The organism is Pseudomonas bohemica, from assembly GCF_002934685.1.
GTDB lineage: Bacteria > Pseudomonadota > Gammaproteobacteria > Pseudomonadales > Pseudomonadaceae > Aquipseudomonas > Aquipseudomonas bohemica.
On the sequence record NZ_NKHL01000111.1, the window covers coordinates 62,976 to 80,228 of the forward strand.

The 17,253-nt window shown below is 59.8% G+C and carries 13 protein-coding genes; 7 read left to right on the forward strand and 6 right to left on the reverse strand.

Going from position 1 to position 17,253, the window contains the following annotated elements:
• The first annotated feature begins 296 nt into the window (after window positions 1–296).
• Together thiI and typA are read left to right on the forward strand one after the other, a co-directional pair.
• The gene (thiI, locus tag CE491_RS16570) at window positions 297–1,751 is read left to right on the forward strand and encodes a tRNA uracil 4-sulfurtransferase ThiI (protein WP_110949408.1); all 1,455 of its coding nucleotides are present in this window, start codon (window positions 297–299) and stop codon (window positions 1,749–1,751) included.
• A 140-nt stretch (window positions 1,752–1,891) separates the two neighbouring features.
• Complete coding sequence (gene typA / locus CE491_RS16575) at window positions 1,892–3,712, forward strand: translational GTPase TypA (RefSeq protein WP_110949409.1); 1,821 nt, start codon at window positions 1,892–1,894, stop codon at window positions 3,710–3,712.
• A 194-nt stretch (window positions 3,713–3,906) separates the two neighbouring features.
• On the opposite strand, the gene CE491_RS16580 is transcribed toward typA, so the two are convergent.
• The 3 genes from CE491_RS16580 to CE491_RS16590 all read right to left on the reverse strand — a co-directional run bounded on the left by CE491_RS16580 (window position 3,907) and on the right by CE491_RS16590 (window position 7,380).
• Window positions 3,907–4,362 carry a YkgJ family cysteine cluster protein gene (locus tag CE491_RS16580; RefSeq protein WP_110949410.1) on the reverse strand — a complete coding sequence of 152 codons (456 nt, stop codon included), beginning with the start codon at window positions 4,360–4,362 and terminating at the stop codon, window positions 3,907–3,909.
• 260 nt (window positions 4,363–4,622) lie between these two features.
• Window positions 4,623–6,008, reverse strand: a complete 1,386-nt coding sequence (locus CE491_RS16585; RefSeq protein WP_110949411.1) for a DUF3482 domain-containing protein — start codon at window positions 6,006–6,008, stop codon at window positions 4,623–4,625.
• The gene (locus CE491_RS16590) at window positions 6,001–7,380 is read right to left on the reverse strand and encodes a DUF2868 domain-containing protein (protein WP_110949412.1); all 1,380 of its coding nucleotides are present in this window, start codon (window positions 7,378–7,380) and stop codon (window positions 6,001–6,003) included. The genes CE491_RS16585 and CE491_RS16590 overlap by 8 nt, the downstream gene beginning before the upstream one ends.
• Before the next feature lie 133 nt (window positions 7,381–7,513).
• Here CE491_RS16590 and CE491_RS16595 point away from each other — a divergent pair, with 133 nt between their 5' ends.
• Window positions 7,514–8,026, forward strand: coding sequence for a dihydrofolate reductase (locus CE491_RS16595; RefSeq protein WP_110949502.1), 513 nt, complete (start codon window positions 7,514–7,516; stop codon window positions 8,024–8,026).
• A 309-nt stretch (window positions 8,027–8,335) separates the two neighbouring features.
• Window positions 8,336–9,391, forward strand: a complete 1,056-nt coding sequence (locus CE491_RS16600; protein ID WP_110949413.1) for an HAD family hydrolase — start codon at window positions 8,336–8,338, stop codon at window positions 9,389–9,391.
• Window positions 9,392–9,592: 201 nt separating this feature from the next.
• Here CE491_RS16600 and ilvD read toward each other — a convergent pair whose 3' ends face one another.
• Window positions 9,593–11,440 (reverse strand): dihydroxy-acid dehydratase, encoded by a 1,848-nt coding sequence (gene ilvD, locus CE491_RS16605; protein ID WP_110949414.1) that lies wholly within the window; start codon window positions 11,438–11,440, stop codon window positions 9,593–9,595.
• Between the two features lie 367 nt (window positions 11,441–11,807).
• On the reverse strand, window positions 11,808–13,004 hold the full coding sequence (locus CE491_RS16610; RefSeq protein ID WP_110949415.1) for a class I SAM-dependent rRNA methyltransferase: 1,197 nt from the start codon (window positions 13,002–13,004) through the stop codon (window positions 11,808–11,810).
• 222 nt (window positions 13,005–13,226) lie between these two features.
• On the opposite strand from CE491_RS16610, the gene CE491_RS16615 reads away from it, so the two are divergent.
• The 3 genes from CE491_RS16615 to CE491_RS16625 all read left to right on the forward strand — a co-directional run bounded on the left by CE491_RS16615 (window position 13,227) and on the right by CE491_RS16625 (window position 15,452).
• A complete protein-coding gene (locus CE491_RS16615) occupies window positions 13,227–14,039 on the forward strand; it encodes an HDOD domain-containing protein (protein WP_199885141.1) in 813 nt (270 codons plus the stop codon).
• 39 nt (window positions 14,040–14,078) lie between these two features.
• Complete coding sequence (gene mutM / locus CE491_RS16620) at window positions 14,079–14,891, forward strand: bifunctional DNA-formamidopyrimidine glycosylase/DNA-(apurinic or apyrimidinic site) lyase (protein ID WP_110949417.1); 813 nt, start codon at window positions 14,079–14,081, stop codon at window positions 14,889–14,891.
• Window positions 14,892–15,113: 222 nt separating this feature from the next.
• Window positions 15,114–15,452, forward strand: coding sequence for a multidrug transporter (locus CE491_RS16625; RefSeq protein WP_110949418.1), 339 nt, complete (start codon window positions 15,114–15,116; stop codon window positions 15,450–15,452).
• Here CE491_RS16625 and ggt read toward each other — a convergent pair.
• Window positions 15,434–17,176 (reverse strand): gamma-glutamyltransferase, encoded by a 1,743-nt coding sequence (gene ggt / locus CE491_RS16630; RefSeq protein WP_110949419.1) that lies wholly within the window; start codon window positions 17,174–17,176, stop codon window positions 15,434–15,436. The genes CE491_RS16625 and ggt overlap by 19 nt on opposite strands.
• Window positions 17,177–17,253 lie beyond the last annotated feature (77 nt).

Genomic DNA, 17,253 nt, shown 5'->3' on the forward strand with positions numbered 1-17,253 from the left:
TGGGGCCCTTAATATGGGTGATGCCGGGCGCGATAGTCGACCAAGGCAACCTGCCTCACAAGGGAGCAATTTGCATGCCAGTGCCCCGTGTTGGGTTTTCTTCGGAAAACGCCGGGTTTTAGCGCGTTAAACGTCGCATTTGTGAAATCGGGCGCACCTTATTGGTGCTTTCGGATTGTATACAGTCACATTTTGGTGCGCTGATGATCGGCTATACGATAACTGCTTAAACCTTGAGCAATTTCCGCTATAATCCGCGCCCCCCTTTTTCGACCGGCACCTTGCGCGCTGTTTTCATGAAATTAATCGTTAAAGTTTTCCCGGAAATCACCATCAAGAGCCGGCCTGTACGCAAGCGCTTCATCAAGCAGCTGGCCAAAAACATCCGCACCGTGCTCCGCGACTTGGACCCGGCGCTGGTGGTCGATGGCGTGTGGGACAACCTTGAGGTCGAAACGAAGGTCGAGGATCCGAAGCTGCTGCACGAAATGACCGAGCGCCTGAGCTGCATGCCGGGTATCGCACATTTCTTGCAGGTCGATCAGTACCCGTTGGGCGACCTGGATGACATCTATGAGAAGTGCAAGCTGCACTTCGGTCATGCCTTGCCTGGCAAGATTTTCTCGGTGCGCTGCAAGCGTGCCGGTCACCACGACTTCAGCTCCATGGACGTCGAGCGGTACGTTGGCAGCAAGCTGCGCCGTGAATGCAATGCTGCCGGTATTTCCCTCAAGGCGCCGGAAGTCGAGGTGCGGATTGAAATCCGCGACAAGCGTCTGTTCGTGATTCACAGTCAGCACAATGGCGTCGGCGGCTATCCGCTGGGCTCGCTGGAACAGACTCTGGTGTTGATGTCCGGGGGGTTCGACTCCACTGTGGCCGCGTACCAGATCATGCGTCGCGGTCTGATGAGCCATTTCTGCTTCTTCAATCTGGGCGGCAGGGCTCATGAACTGGGCGTGATGGAAGTCGCGCACTTCCTTTGGAAGAAATACGGCAGCTCGCAACGGGTACTGTTCGTCAGCGTACCGTTCGAGGAAGTTCTGGGAGAAATTCTCGGAAAAGTCGATAACAGTCATATGGGCGTAGTATTGAAGCGTATGATGTTGCGCGCTGCGACCCACATTGCCGACAGGCTGGAAATCGACGCGCTGGTGACCGGCGAGGCGATTTCCCAAGTGTCCAGCCAGACACTACCGAATCTGTCGGTCATCGATTGCGTGACGGAAAAGCTGGTCTTGCGCCCGCTGATCGCCAGTCACAAGCAGGACATCATCGACCAGGCCGACCAGATCGGCACCGGTGATTTTGCCCGGCACATGCCTGAATATTGCGGTGTGATCTCGGTCAATCCAAAGACCGCGGCCAAACGCCACCGCGTCGAGCATGAAGAAAAAGAGTTCGACATGGCCGTGCTCGAGCGTGCGCTCGAAAACGCCCGTCTGGTGCCTATCGATCGCGTGATCGAGGAATTGGGTCAGGACGTTCAGGTCGAAGAGGTCGGTCAAGCTCTGGCCGGGCAAGTGGTCATCGACATCCGTCACCCGGATGAAACAGAAGACCGCCCGCTGGAGCTGTCGGGCATCGAAGTACAAACGCTGCCGTTCTTTGCATTGAACAGCCGTTTCAAGGAACTGGATGACACGCGCCAGTACCTGCTTTATTGCGACAAAGGCGTCATGAGTCGCCTGCATGCTCATCATTTGCTCACTGAGGGGCATGCCAATGTGCGCGTTTATCGACCGAGCTAAGTGCCCGGGGCTGTTTGCCTGTGGCTTGCGTCACCGGCCCCCCGACACCAGTCGTCAGCCGTAACGGCTTTCGCCGGCTCCAATGTTCATAGCTGTCTAGAATTATTCAGCTGACCGAATCCTCTGATCGAGATACACAAGTGATCGAAAATCTACGCAACATCGCCATCATTGCTCACGTTGACCACGGTAAAACTACCCTCGTCGACAAGCTTCTGCGCCAGTCCGGCACCCTTGAGCGCAACGAGCTCAACGACGAACGCGTGATGGACTCCAACGACCAGGAAAAAGAGCGCGGTATTACCATTCTCGCGAAGAACACCGCGATCAACTGGAATGGCTACCACATCAACATCGTCGACACCCCGGGCCACGCCGACTTCGGCGGTGAAGTAGAGCGCGTGATGTCGATGGTCGACTCCGTTCTGTTGCTGGTCGATGCTCAAGACGGCCCAATGCCGCAAACCCGTTTCGTGACCAAGAAGGCTTTCGAAGCCGGCCTGCGTCCAATCGTGGTCATCAACAAGGTTGACCGTCCGGGCGCGCGTCCTGACTGGGTTCTGGACCAGATCTTCGATCTGTTCGACAACCTGGGTGCCACCGAAGAACAGTTGGACTTCCAAGTCGTCTACGCCTCGGCCATCAACGGCATCGCCGGTCTGGACCACACCGACATGGCCGAAGACATGACCCCGCTGTACCAAGCGGTCGTCGACCACGTACCTGCGCCGAAAGTTGACCGTGACGGTCCGTTCCAGATGCAAATCTCGGCACTGGACTACAACAGCTTCCTGGGTGTCATCGGTGTTGGTCGTATCGCTCGCGGTCGCATCAAGCCCAACACCCCGGTTGTGGCTATCAGTGCTGACGGCAAGCGACGTAACGGTCGTATCCTCAAGCTGATGGGCCACCACGGTCTGCACCGCATCGACGTCGACGAAGCGGCTGCCGGCGACATCGTCTGCATCAGCGGCTTCGAAGAACTGTTCATCTCCGACACTCTGTGCGACCCACTGACCGTCGAAGCGATGAAGCCGCTGACCGTTGACGAGCCGACCGTTTCCATGACCTTCCAGGTTAACGATTCGCCATTCTGCGGTAAGGAAGGCAAATTCGTAACGTCCCGTAACATCAAGGACCGTCTGGACAAAGAGCTGCTGTACAACGTTGCATTGCGCGTTGAAGAAGGCGACTCGGCTGACAAGTTCAAGGTTTCCGGCCGTGGTGAGCTGCACCTCTCGGTACTGATCGAAACCATGCGTCGCGAAGGCTTCGAACTGGCCCTCGGCCGTCCCGAAGTGATCATTCGTGAAGTCGACGGCGTCAAGCAAGAGCCGTACGAAAACGTCACCATCGACATCCCTGAAGAATCGCAGGGCAAGGTCATGGAAGAGATGGGTCTGCGTAAAGGCGATCTGAGCAACATGGTGCCGGATGGCAAGGGCCGTGTTCGTTTGGAATACAACATCCCTGCTCGTGGTCTGATCGGTTTCCGTAACCAGTTCCTGACCCTGACCAACGGTGCTGGCATCCTGACCTCAATCTTCGATCGCTACGACACCGTGAAGTCGGGCCACATGTCCGGCCGTCAGAACGGCGTGCTGGTATCGGTTGAGACCGGTAAGGCTCTGACCTACTCCCTGGAAACCCTGCAGGCGCGCGGCAAGCTGTTCGTCGAGCACGGTCAGGAGATCTACAACGGTCAGATCGTTGGTCAGAACAGCCGTGACAACGACCTGGGCGTCAACCCAACCAAAGGCAAGAAGCTCGACAACATGCGTGCTTCGGGTAAAGACGAAACCATCGCTCTGGTCCCTCCTGTTCGCTTCACCCTGGAGCAGGCTCTGGAATACATCCAGGAAGACGAGTTGTGTGAAGTCACGCCTAAGTCGATCCGTCTTCGCAAGAAGATCCTCGACGAAAGCGAGCGTACCCGCGCTGCCAAGAAAGCCAAGGTGTAACTAGCCCCGGCTGAATGAAAACGCCCCCGGTCGAAAGGCCGGGGGCGTTTTTGTTTGTACGGCATTTGATTTCGTTGAGGTGCCTGCCTGCCGAAGGCGTAGGAGCGCGCTTGCTCGCGATGCCGATCTGTCTGATAGACATCTGGCGGCTGACACGCTGCGAGCGCGGGCAAGCTCCTACATTTGTGGCGCTCCTAGAACTTCAACGGCACCCGTCCAGAGTTGGAACTCAACGTACCGCTGCTCTCGCGCTGCACCGCTTTGGGTTTGTATGCGCAATACCCCGGCCGTGGGCCAATCCTGGGATGATTGCGGCAAGTGTCGGGGCGCTTGTCATAGATGGTGCACAGTCGGCTCTTGCGATCCAGATACAGGCAGTCGTCGTTGCTCATGCGCTGCAGGGTGAAGATCCCTGACTTCTGATTGAAGCGCTCGATAATGCCTTCCTTCTGCAAGCGCTTGGCGATGTTCTTTGGGTTGTCGCCTATTTCGAACTCGTCGACGACGCCGATGCGAATCAGGTCCTTGATCTTCGCTTCCACAGGCAACGTGCAACAGCTGGAAATGCAGCCACCGCACATATGGCTGGAGTATTTCTGCCAGGTCTCGAGACGGTCGAGTTCTGCGGCAGCGATCAAGGTTGGCTTCATGATGGTGGGGTTCCGGGTGTATCGGGCGCGCGATCATACCGGGCTGCGCGCATTTCCCCTATCGCAAAATGCGTAAGGCGACTGTCGGCAGGTGATGTGCCGTAGTCACGGCTGCGCTGCGGTGAACCCTGCAGGAGTGAGCTTGCTCACGAAGAGTCGAAGGTCGCTGCATCTTTAGCGCCCGGAACGCGGCAGTCGTGAGCAAGCTCACTCCCACAGTGGCTATGCCTGGCATGTGAACCTGTGCAAGTTGTGCTCTGTCAGGTCAGCACGGATTCAGCCAGCGCCTCGACCTGCTCGTGGCGCTCGGCCTGATTGAGCTTCGAATGCGGATTCAGCGACGACCACTGCGGATGCGCCCGGGCCTTGTGCAGTGCCTCCGGCAATCTGCCTTCGCGCCAGGCCTTGTCCTGTGGGGCATCGAGCTTAATGCTGTCCATTGCCGCATGACCCCGTGCCTCCAGCGCCAGCAACAATTGCCGTTGACGCAAAGCCAGCAGCCGTAGCACGGCATCGTCCACAGTCAGTTCGCGCTGGCCCTTGAGCTTGCCCAGCAGACGCCCGCCGTAACTGCGCGCGGTTTGCAACGCCCCACCGGCAATCGCGCCGACCAGCGCCGCCGCGCCGAGGGTGATGCCGCCCACGAGCAGATCCACACCCGCGCCTGCCGCAGCCCCGGCGGCGATACCACTGCCGACACGCACGCCCAACAGTTTCAGCGTTTCCGGGTTGAACAGGTCATCTCCCCAGCGTCCATCCAGCAGTGGAAGGTCGCTGGCCGAGGCATCTTCACGCCGAAACGCATACAGCTTGAGCAGTGCTTCGACGCAACGCTGTTCGCGCTGACGCACTGCCTTGCGCAGCTCGGTGATAGCTGTCTGCACTTGATCAGAAGCTGTGGCAACACTACGCCGACAGGCCGCGCAATCGAGTAGCAACTCAGCGATCAAACGCGCTGCGCTGTGCCTGCGCACGTCACGCTGAGCCTGTTGATCGAGGATCAGCCGCTCCAGCTGCGTGCGCGAAGTTTCCAACAGCAGCGCCAGACTCTCATACAGCCGTCGCTCGCCATCCTGCGGAGGCGCTACGCTGTCAAAGCGCACCAACGCATGCAGTCCCAGCCGCGCCAAGGCTTCGCGCCAATCCGGTTCGCGATGCTGGGCGCTGCTGACAAAGTTGAGCACCGGCAACAACGGTTTGCCGCAGCTGGCGAGTACCGCCAGCTCGTCGCGGTACTTGGCGAGCACCGGCTCGCGGGCGTCGATCACATACAGGCCCGCATCCGAGGCCAGTAACTGGCGCAGCACCTTGGCTTCCTGCTCGAAACGTTGTCGGGCTTCGCTGCCCTCCAGAAAACGCGCCAACCGCGCCGGACCATCGAGCCGCTCGCCGGGGCGATCAAGACGCTCCAGATAATCGAGCAGAGCGATCGCGTCCTCCAGGCCAGGCGTGTCATACAGCTCCAACAGCGCTTCGCCGTCGACTGAAAGACGCGCGCCTTCCACGTGGCGAGTGGTGCTGGGACGATGGGAAACTTCGCCGAAACCGACATCACGGGTCAGGGTGCGCAGCAGCGATGTCTTGCCGACATTGGTGTGACCGACTACCGCCAATTTCAGCGGGCGAATTGCGGTTTTATCAGTCATGTCCGGTCTCCAGCCAGGTCAGCGGGGCGCTGTCGGCCCAGGGCAGCTCCAACTGTTGCAACGCGCTGTGCCAGTCGCTCAGGCGATTGGCGTCCAGCGCTTCACCGACCGGGGCGGGCAGCAACCAGATGCGTGTGGCGGTTGCGCAACGCGCCAGTTCAGCGATCAGCGCCAGGCTGCCGCGATCAGGCGAGCGACGCGGGTCGCAAGCGATGGCCAGGCGTGCAGGCGGGTAGCGGGTCAGTTGATCGAGCAGGATCCGGCGCGATTCGCGGCTGTCGAGAATGCCCGCGTTGGCTACGGTTTCGGGCAATTTCGGCGGCCAAGGGCGTTGATCGTCCAGTTCGATGGCGACCAGTAGCGCGCCCTCGCTATCGATGGCCGAAGGACCGGGCTGCACTGCATGAAGTTGCGCGGGCGCTGCGTCGTTAACGCCAAGTCGTTCGCTGCTGGGCATCAGGCGTTCGCGCAGTTCGACGAAACCTGGCTCGCTCAGGTCCAGCGCGAGATGTTTGCGGCCCACGCGCCAACGGCTGTAGCAGAACAGGGTCAGCAGCAGCCGAGGCGCGATACCGTATACCACCAGTACGCCCACCAGCCACGCTGCCCAGGCTTGGCGGGCATTCTCGATGATCGATGCGCTGTCGCCGCTGGCGCGGATCATGGCCTCGCTGGGAACGGTGATGCCCAATAGTGATGGCAGCGTGCCAAGGCCTTGGGTCAGATTGACGAAGGTGTCACTGCCAAGAATCGTGGTTTCCCAGACGAACCCGTAGCGACGGGTCGCCATCAGCAACAGCAGCAGAGTCAGGGCGCTCAGCAGCGCCAGCAGCCATAAACCGTTGACGCAGGTGCCGAGCAGCCAGCGGTTCAGGCGCTTTCGTTGCAGCAGCAGAATCAGCGCGGGTGCCAGTTGCGCAGCTTGAGCATCGCGGGCAAGTTTTTCGCTGAGCCACAACCAGAGGCGCCCGAGGCTGGCGGCGCTTTCTCCGGCGAAGACCAGCCCCAGCGCCCAACTGATCAGCAAAATCAGATTCAGCCCAAGCAGACTGCCCAAGGCCCAGAACACGTTGACCGGGGTTTGCCCGTCGCCAAGGGCTGCGAAGGCCATTCCTGCACCGCTGACCACGGCGAAGACCGCGAGCAGGATCAGCGACAGCCGCGCACCCTGTTTCCAGTGGCGCAACGCGGCGAGCATGCCGTCACGCTCGGCCAGCCGCAGCGCTCGATTCTTGACGCGGGTCGGCAGATCCCCCGCACTGGCGCGGGCGCGACGGCTGGCCTCGTCATCCTCAAGGGGCCCGGTGTGTTGCTCGCGCAGGCGCACCGCTTCGGTCAGCCATAATTCATCGAGTGGGGTCAGTGCAGTCACACGGCGTCTCGTTGGTGAAGTCAGGGGGGAGCATAACCGTTGTGGCCGCAATCGCGCAGACAAGGGGCTCATGGCTTGGACCACAGGGCAAGCGAATGTTCTGTTGACGGGCGCCTCTGCTATCCTCGCCGCCATGAAAAAACATCTCCCCCTCAGCCTGATCGCCGCCCTGGGTGAAAACCGGGTCATCGGCGTCGACAATTCCATGCCCTGGCATCTGCCGGGGGATTTCAAATACTTCAAAGCCACCACGCTGGGCAAGCCGATCATCATGGGTCGCAAGACCTGGGATTCGCTGGGCCGCCCGCTGCCGGGTCGCTTGAACCTCGTCGTGACCCGTCAAACAGACCTGCAGCTTGAGGGTGCCGAAGTGTTCACCTCGCTGAAAGCCGCGGTCGAGCGTGCCGAAGGGTGGGCGGTTGAGCAGGGTGTCAGCGAGGTCATGTTGATCGGGGGCGCGCAGCTTTATGCACAAGGTCTGGCGCAGGCAGATCGCCTGTACCTGACCCGCGTGGCGCTGAGTCCTGATGGGGATGCGTGGTTTCCGGAATTCGATCAGGCCGAGTGGGTGTTGGTCTCCAATTCGAAAAACCCTGCGGTGGACGGCAAGCCTGCTTACAGCTTTGAAGTGTGGGAGCGCGCTTGACGGATCATCTGTAGCAGCACGGCTTACTGCGCCTGATACAAAACCTGTGGGAGTGAGCTGCTCACGAAAACGTCCGTACGTTCAGCACATCTTCAGTGTCTTGAAAGTCAGTCTTCGTGAGCAGCTCACTCCCACAATTTGATCCGCGGTGCCGAGAGCTACGGTCGCCCAAATGTCGTTTTTATGTCATCTGTCGTGAATGATCACCCACATGACGCCATCGGAACGGAGGCGGTCGCTGACGCATTTAAACGGTAAAGGGTTTTTGTTACGGTCCAGCCTCGAACTAATAAAGGGGAGGATACCGTTATGAAGCTCGCACCAAAATTGTTGGCTGCTGCACTGTGCCTGGGCCTTGCCGGGCAGGCATTTTCCACGGAGCTCAAGCACTGGCCCGAGCCTGCGGCCAAGCAGTTGAATGCGATGATCGCGGCAAATGCCAACAAGGGTAATTTCGCCGTTTTCGATATGGACAACACCAGCTATCGCTATGACCTGGAAGAGTCGCTGCTGCCATACATGGAAAACAAAGGGCTGATCACCCGCGAGAAGCTTGACCCCTCCCTCAAGCTGATTCCGTTCAAGGACACCGCCGGCCATAAGGAAAGCCTGTTCAGCTACTACTACCGGCTCTGCGAAATCGACGACATGGTCTGCTATCCGTGGGTCGCGCAGGTGTTCTCCGGCTTCACCCTCAAAGAACTCAAAGGCTATGTCGACGAGCTGATGGCATCGGGCAAGCCCGTGCCTAGCACCTATTACGAAGGGGATGTCGTCAAGACCATCGACGTCCCGCCACCGAAGGTCTTTACCGGCCAGGCCGAGCTGTTCAATAAGCTCATGGAAAACGGCATCGAAGTCTACGTCATAAGCGCCGCATCTGAAGAGCTGGTGCGCATGGTCGCCTCCGACCCCAAGTACGGCTACAACGTAAAACCGCAGAACGTGATCGGCGTGACTACGTTGTTGAGGAACCGCGAAACTGGCGAGCTGACCACGGCGCGCAAGCAGATCAGCGCTGGCAAATACGACGAGAAAGCCAACCTCGGGCTTGAGCTGACCCCTTACCTGTGGACCCCGGCGACGTGGATGGCGGGCAAACAGGCGGCGATCCTGACCTACATCGATCAATGGAAAAAACCGGTACTGGTCGGCGGCGACACCCCAACCAGCGATGGTTACATGCAGTTTCACGGCGTCGACGTCGGTAAGGGCGGTATTCACCTATGGATCAACCGCAAGGACAAGTACATGACCCAGCTCGAGGGCATGATGAAATCCAATGCCGAGGCTCAGGCCAAGGAAGGTTTGCCGGTGACGGCGGACAAGAACTGGGTGATCGTCAAGCCGGATGAGATTCAGTAAGTCGGACATCTACCAGGATGCAGATGGGTAGCCTGTGGGAGCGAGCTCGCGAAGCGTCAGTCCGGGCACATCGGTATTGGCTGACATACCGCATTCGCGAGCAAGCTCGCTCCCACAGGTTCGGGGTTGCAAATAGAGCTGGTGTTATAAAAAAGCCCGGCATCGCTGCCGGGCTTTTCATTCGCTGCACGCTGAAGCCAATTACGGCACCAGTTTTTCCAGCAGCGCCTTGTCACGCACAGCGCCTTTGTCGGCGCTGGTCGCCAGCAGGGCGTAGGCCTTGAGGGCGGTGGTCACCTTGCGCGGACGGGCTTCGACTGGTTTCCAGCCTTTCTTGTCCTGCTCGGCCCGGCGCTCGGCCATTTCCGCGTCGTCAATCAACAGATTGATCGAACGGTTCGGAATGTCGATCAGCACTTTGTCGCCGTCGCGCACCAGACCGATCGCGCCGCCGGCCGCTGCCTCAGGCGACGCGTGGCCGATGGATAGTCCCGAAGTACCACCGGAGAAACGGCCGTCGGTCAGCAGTGCGCAGGCTTTGCCCAGGCCCTTGGACTTCAGGTAGGACGTCGGGTAGAGCATTTCCTGCATGCCCGGACCGCCTTTCGGGCCTTCGTAACGGATGATCACGATGTCGCCGGCCTTCACTTCATCAGCGAGGATGCCGCGTACGGCACTGTCCTGGCTTTCGAAGATCTTCGCGTTGCCTTCGAACACGTGGATCGATTCGTCCACGCCAGCGGTCTTCACCACGCAGCCGTCCAGTGCGATGTTGCCGTATAGCACAGCCAGGCCGCCTTCTTGCGAATAGGCATGCTCGACGCTGCGGATACAGCCGTTTTCGCGGTCGCCATCCAGTGTTTCCCAGCGGGTCGACTGGCTGAACGCGGTTTGCGTCGGGATACCGGCCGGGCCTGCCTTGAAGAAGGTATGCACCGCTTCGTCGTCAGTCTGGGTGATGTCCCACTTGGCGATGGCTTCTTCCATCGACCTGGCGTGCACGGTCGGCAGGTCGGTGTGCAGCAGGCCGCCTCGGGCGAGCGAACCGAGAATGCTAAAGATGCCGCCAGCGCGGTGTACATCTTCCATGTGGTACTTCTGGATGTTCGGCGCGACTTTGCACAGCTGCGGCACGCGGCGCGACAGGCGATCGATGTCACGCAGGTCGAATGCCACTTCGGCTTCCTGTGCTGCGGCCAGCAGGTGCAGGATGGTGTTGGTGGAACCACCCATTGCGATGTCCAGGGTCATCGCGTTTTCAAAGGCCTTGAAGTTGGCGATATTGCGCGGCAGCACCGAATCATCGTTGTCGCGGTAGTAGGTTTTGCACAGCTCGACGATGGTGCGGCCAGCCTGCAGGAACAGCTGCTCGCGGTCGCTGTGCGTTGCCAGCGTGGAACCATTGCCCGGCAATGCGAGGCCCAGGGCTTCGGTCAGGCAGTTCATCGAGTTGGCGGTGAACATGCCGGAGCACGAACCGCAGGTTGGGCAGGCGCTGCGCTCGTATTCGGCGACTTTCTCGTCCGACGCCGTGGAGTCAGCGGCAATCACCATCGCGTCAACCAGATCCAGGCCGTGGCTGGCGAGTTTGGTCTTTCCGGCTTCCATCGGGCCACCGGAAACGAAGATCACCGGGATGTTCAGGCGCAGGGCGGCCATCAGCATGCCGGGGGTGATCTTGTCGCAGTTGGAGATGCAGACGATGGCGTCGGCGCAGTGGGCGTTGACCATGTATTCGACCGAGTCGGCAATGATCTCGCGGCTCGGCAGCGAGTACAGCATCCCGTCGTGCCCCATGGCAATGCCGTCATCGACCGCGATGGTGTTGAATTCCTTGGCCACGCCACCGGCCCTTTCGATTTCGCGGGCAACCAGTTGGCCCAGGTCCTTCAAGTGAACGTGGCCCGGTACGAACTGGGTGAAGGAGTTGGCGATGGCGATGATCGGTTTCTTGAAATCTTCGTCTTTCATCCCCGTGGCACGCCACAGGGCGCGCGCGCCGGCCATATTGCGACCGTGGGTAGACGTTTTCGAGCGGTAATCAGGCATTGGAGCACTCCGGGCGGCTAATCAGGTTCAGTAAGGGAGTGAGCTTCTCTTGGTCCGTTGCAACGGCGACAGGTCGCTGCCGTTGCGGATGAGGTCGGTAACGCCACAGGATCGCTGCACGCTCGACCAGAGCTCATAAACCCGCCGGGGATGATTGGCGATGAATAGCGGTGATTCTACACCTGTGGCGGCGTGAGGGAATGGTGGGAAGCGTCGAGGGCAACGTCTCGCGTCCCAGCGGTCAGGATTTGGGGACTCGAAGAGTGATTCGCGGGCAAGCACGCTCCTACGTCGACGGTGTTATCCCATGTGAACACCGTAGGAGCGCGCTTGCCCGCGATACGCGTCAGCCCAGACGCCGCACGAATCAGCTGTTAGGCAACAACCGGCAGGTAATGCTCTTGATATACCGCGTTTCTGGAATCGCCGGGTGGACCGGGTGATCCGGGCCTTGGCCGCCGCGTTCCAGCAGTTGGATGTTGCGGTCCAGGTGGCGGGCGCTGGTGAGAAGGATGTTTTGCAGGTCGTCTTCGGGCAGGTGCATCGAGCAGGACGCGCTGACCAGGATCCCGTCCTTACTGAGCAGGCGCATGGCTTGCTCGTTCAGGCGGCGGTAGGCGCCTTCGCCGTTTTTCAGGTCTTTCTTGCGTTTGATGAACGCAGGCGGGTCGGCGACGATCACGTCGAAGCGTTCTTCAGCGGCTTTCAGTTCTTTCAGGGCTTCGAAAACGTCGCCTTCGATGCAGGTGACTTTCTCGGCAAAACCATTCAGCCCGGCATTGCGCTCTACGCCATCGAGGGCAAAGCTCGATGCGTCGACGCAGAACACTTCGCTGGCGCCGAAGGCACCTGCTTGTACACCCCAGCCGCCGATGTAGCTGAACAGATCGAGCACGCGTTTGCCTTTGACGTACGGCGCCAGACGCGCGCGGTTCATGCGGTGATCGTAGAACCAGCCGGTTTTCTGGCCTTCCATCACCGGTGCTTCGAATTTCACGCCGTTTTCTTCCAGCGCAACCCACTCCGGCACCAGGCCGAACGCGGTTTCGACATAGCGATTCAGCCCTTCGGCATCGCGGGCAGCCGAGTCGTTCTTGAGCAGGATGCCGCTTGGTTTGAGGACTTGAATCAGCGCGGCCAGGACATCGTCCTTGTGCTGTTCCATGGTGGCGGAGGCCAACTGTACGACCAGAATGTCGCCGAAACGGTCAACCACCAGGCCCGGCAGCAGATCGGAGTCGCCATAGACCAGGCGATAGAACGGCTTGTCGAACAGGCGCTCGCGCAAGGACAGGCACACGTTGAGACGATGCACCAACAGAGACTTGTCCAGTGGCAGTTTGACGTCACGCGACAACAAGCGCGCGCAGATCAGGTTGTTCGGGCTCATGGCCACGATGCCCAGCGGCTTTCCGCCCGCTGCTTCAAGAACGGCCTGAGCGCCTGGAGCGAAGCCGTTGAGTGGGGTGGCGGCAACGTCGATCTCGTTGCTGTAGATCCACAGGTGACCGGCGCGCAGGCGACGATCGGCATTGGGCTTGAGGCGCAAGCTAGGCAGGGACATGACGTCGCTCCGGAAAAAAGAGCGGGATTATAACGCGTCAACCCTCCCGCGGGCGTCCCTGGATGAATTAACCCAATGGGTATCTGTCGGGTCTTTTGAGTGGTTCAGCGGTTGTCGAAGCATAGGCGGTAAGGGTTAGAATCGCTCCCTGACCTTGAGTGTGTACTTATGTCCCAAGAGCTTACTTCCGAGCAGATCCAGCAGGCGTTACAAGGCATTAGCATCCCGCCCCAGCCGCAAATCATGGTGGATTTGCAGATGGAGCAGTACATGCCGGACCCTGATCTGGGTGTTATCTCCCGGTTGATCGCGCAGGATCCGGGGCTTTCCGGAGCCTTGCTGAAAATCGTCAACTCGCCTCACTACGGCCTGGCCAACAAGATTGCCTCGATCCAACGGGCAGTGAATCTGTTGGGCAGTCGTTCGGTAATCAATATGATTAACGCGCAGTCGATAAAGGGCGAAATGAGCGATGAAACGATTGTCGTGCTCAACCGCTTTTGGGACACCGCGCAGGACGTCGCGATGACCAGTCTGACGCTGGCCAAGCGCATTGGCTCGCAAACTGTCGACGAATCCTACGCCTTGGGTCTGTTCCACGATTGTGGCGTGCCGCTGATGCTTAAGCGCTTTCCTGAATACATGAACGTGCTGGAGGAGGCCTACGCCAAGGCCGGCCCGGAATGTCGGGTGGTCGATACGGAAAATCGCCTGCTTAATACAAACCACGCTGTTGTCGGCTATTTCACGGCTAAATCATGGCGGTTGCCGGAACATGTCAGCAATGCCATCGCCAATCACCACAATACACTGGCGATTTTCCAGGACGACTCAGGTCGCAACGCGCCGCTGAAAAACCTGTTGGCTATCCTGAAAATGGCCGAGCACGTCTGTTCGTCCCACCGCGTGCTGGGTGGTCAGGCCGTTGACCATGAATGGAACAGCATCGGTCACCTGATCCTCGACTATGTCGGGCTGTCCGACTATGACTTCGAAAACCTCAAAGAAAGTATTCGAGAGCTGAGCGCCCATTGATTCTGAGCACTCGCGCTTCACCCGCCATTGAGCTGCCCCATGCCTGAATTACCTGAAGTCGAAACTACCCGTCGGGGCATCGCGCCTCACTTGGAAGGCCAGCGGGTCAGCCGCGTGATCGTGCGAGACCGCCGGTTGCGCTGGCCGATCCCGGAGGACCTCGACGTACGGCTCTCCGGTCAGAAAATCGTGGTCGTCGAGCGGCGCGCCAAATACCTGCTGATCCAGGCCGAAGTCGGCACGTTGATCAGCCATCTGGGCATGTCGGGTAATTTGCGGCTGGTTGAGGCGGGGCTGCCCGCGCTGAAGCATGAACATGTGGATATCGAGCTGGAGTCGGGAATGGCCCTGCGTTACACCGACCCGCGACGTTTCGGCGCGATGTTGTGGAGCCTCGATCCGCATAATCACGAACTGCTGATTCGCCTGGGGCCGGAACCGCTGACCGACCTGTTCGACGGTCTGCGTCTGTACGAGCTGTCACGTGGACGTTCGATGGCGGTCAAGCCATTCATTATGGACAACGCCGTGGTGGTGGGGGTCGGAAACATTTACGCGACCGAAGCCCTGTTCGCGGCAGGTATCGACCCGCGCCGTGACGCCAAAAGCATTTCCAAGGCGCGTTATATAAAGCTGGCGATCGAGATCAAACGCATCCTCGCCGCCGCCATCGAACGCGGTGGTACTACGTTGCGCGATTTCATCGGCGGTGACGGGCAGCCGGGTTATTTCCAGCAGGAGCTGTTCGCCTATGGTCGGGGCGAGGAGCCCTGCAAGGTCTGCGGGACGATCATGCGTGAGGTGAAGCTGGGGCAGCGGGCGAGTGTTTATTGCCCCAAATGTCAGAAGTAAGCAGCAATATAAAATGCGAGCGTCGTCTGTCTGATTCCCAATTGTTACTGCGGCAGCGCGCTTGCCCGCGATTGCGGCAGGTCAGCAATGCACCAAATTGACTGACCCAAAGCAATCGCGCTCCTACAGTAATGCGCTTTATACCTTCGCCACTTGCGTAACCCCAATCCCTGTTTATAGTGAGCAGCATCACTTTTCCCGCTGTGCCTGAAGGATCACGCCATGAGCCCGTTTCGTATTCTTGCTGCCACGCTGACCCTGTTTTTCGGTTTGCACATGACACCGGCCATGGCTCAGGTCGAGGCTTCGGGCAGTGGCGATCCGGTCTATGAAATCCAGAATCCTCCTGCCTACGCGATGATCGGCGATCTGCTGATCGCCCGTCCGTTGCTGATCGTGGCAACGGTGGCTGGGGCGGCGCTGTTCGTGGTGGCTTCACCGTTCGCCGCGGCGGGCGGTAACCTGGGCGCTACAGGCAAGGCGCTGGTGGTCGATCCGGGCAAGGCCGCATTTGTCCGCTGCCTGGGTTGCACCACCAGCGGCTACGGCAAACACGACTGATCGGCGCAGTTACGCACCAGATGCAACGGCGCGTCCGGCCGGAAAGTAGCTGAAACTCCCACGCCGCGCGGGTCGCTCGCGGCTTCCACGCTGGCGTTGTCCTTGCGCCATAGCAGCACTTGCTGATTACCGAAGTCGCGCTTTGTCTCTTTCAGGCGATATCCGCGCTCGCGCAAATCAGTCAATTCCTCTTCCGTGAACGCGCCCGACTCATACTCCATCACATCGGGTATGTATTGATGATGGTAGCGCGGCGCCGACGCCCAATTGGCCACGGGCTGATCGTCCAGATACTGCAGCATCGACAGCAACACGATACTGGGAATCCGGCTGCCGCCTGGCGTGCCGAAGGAGGTGAAGGCTCGGGGGCTTTCGATGAAGCTTGGGCTCATGCTCGATAGCGGGCGCTTTCCGGGCTCGATAATGTTCGCCTGACTGCCCACCAGGCCCGACGTGTTACTGCCTTTGGGATCGACGGCGAAATCGTCCATTTCGTCGTTGAGCACCACGCCTGTGCCCGGCACCGTGAAGGTCGAGCCGAATGGCAGATTCAACGACAGGGTTGCTGCCACCGCATTGCCCTCGTTATCGAGCACCGAAAAGTGGCTCGTGTTGTCGCCTTCCCGCCAACGAGGGGCAGGCGGCAGAGCGCTGTTCGGCGTCGCGCTGTGCGGATCGGTGCTGGTCGACAGCTGCAGCAGGTAATCAGGGGAAAGCACCTGGGCGACCGGATTGGGCACGAAGTCCGGGTCGCCGAACAGCACGCGGTCACGGTAGGCGCGACGCAGCACTTCCACCACGTAATGGGCCCGCTGGACTTTCTCGGACTCGCGCCAAGGCAGTTGTTGCAGCATGAACAGGCTTTGCGCCAGCGCGATGCCTCCCGCGGACGGGGGCGGGGCGCTGATCAATTCGCGCTGATCGGCCAGTTGAAAGCGTAGCGGCGTGCGAGTGATGACCTCGTACTCTTCGAAGTCATGGTAATTCCAGATGCCGCCCGCAGCCCGAAGCCCGCTGACTATCGCCTGTGCTGTCAGGCCGCTATAGAAGCCGGGCCGGCCTTTGTCGGCCAGACGGTCCAGCGTCTGTGCCAGTTCGGGTTGCCTAATGATCTCGCCCATGGCTGGTACGTCGTTGTTGCGCAGGAACAGCCGGGCGCTTTCCTTGTTGGCGCGCAGTGCGAATAACCGCCAACTGGCACGCTCGCGGTACACCTCATCCACTTTGAAACCGTTGTAGGCAATGCGGATGGCCGGCGCCATGGAAATGCTTAATGGCAAACGGCCGTAACGTTCAGCCAGCTCCACCAATGCGGCGGGTAAACCCGGAATGGCCGCCGCCAACGGACCGTTCAGGGATAAATCCGGCTGCACGACGCCATTTCGGGTAAACATTTTGAGTTTGGACTTGAGCGGTGCTTTTTCCCGCGCATCGAGAAATTGGTACTGCACGGGTTCGCTCGCCTGGCGCAGCAGAAAGAAGCCGCCGCCCCCAAGGCCCGAACCGTAAGGCTCGACTACGGCAAGGGTTGCGCTGATGGCGATGGCGGCATCGAAGGCGTTACCGCCGTCGACCAGAATTTCCCGACCGGCTGCTGTCGCAATGGGATGTGGGCTGGCTATGGCGGCCTGATCGGGGTGATCGGGGCTGCCTTGAGCCGAGAGGGCGCACAGAAAAAGTGCGGCACCGAACGAGGAAGGTCTCCACGTAAGCTTTGATGTCATGCGTATCTCGCTCAGGTCAACAGGCAATACAGCCAGTGTCTTCGGCGAAAGCGCGGATGCCGACAGGATATGCCCTT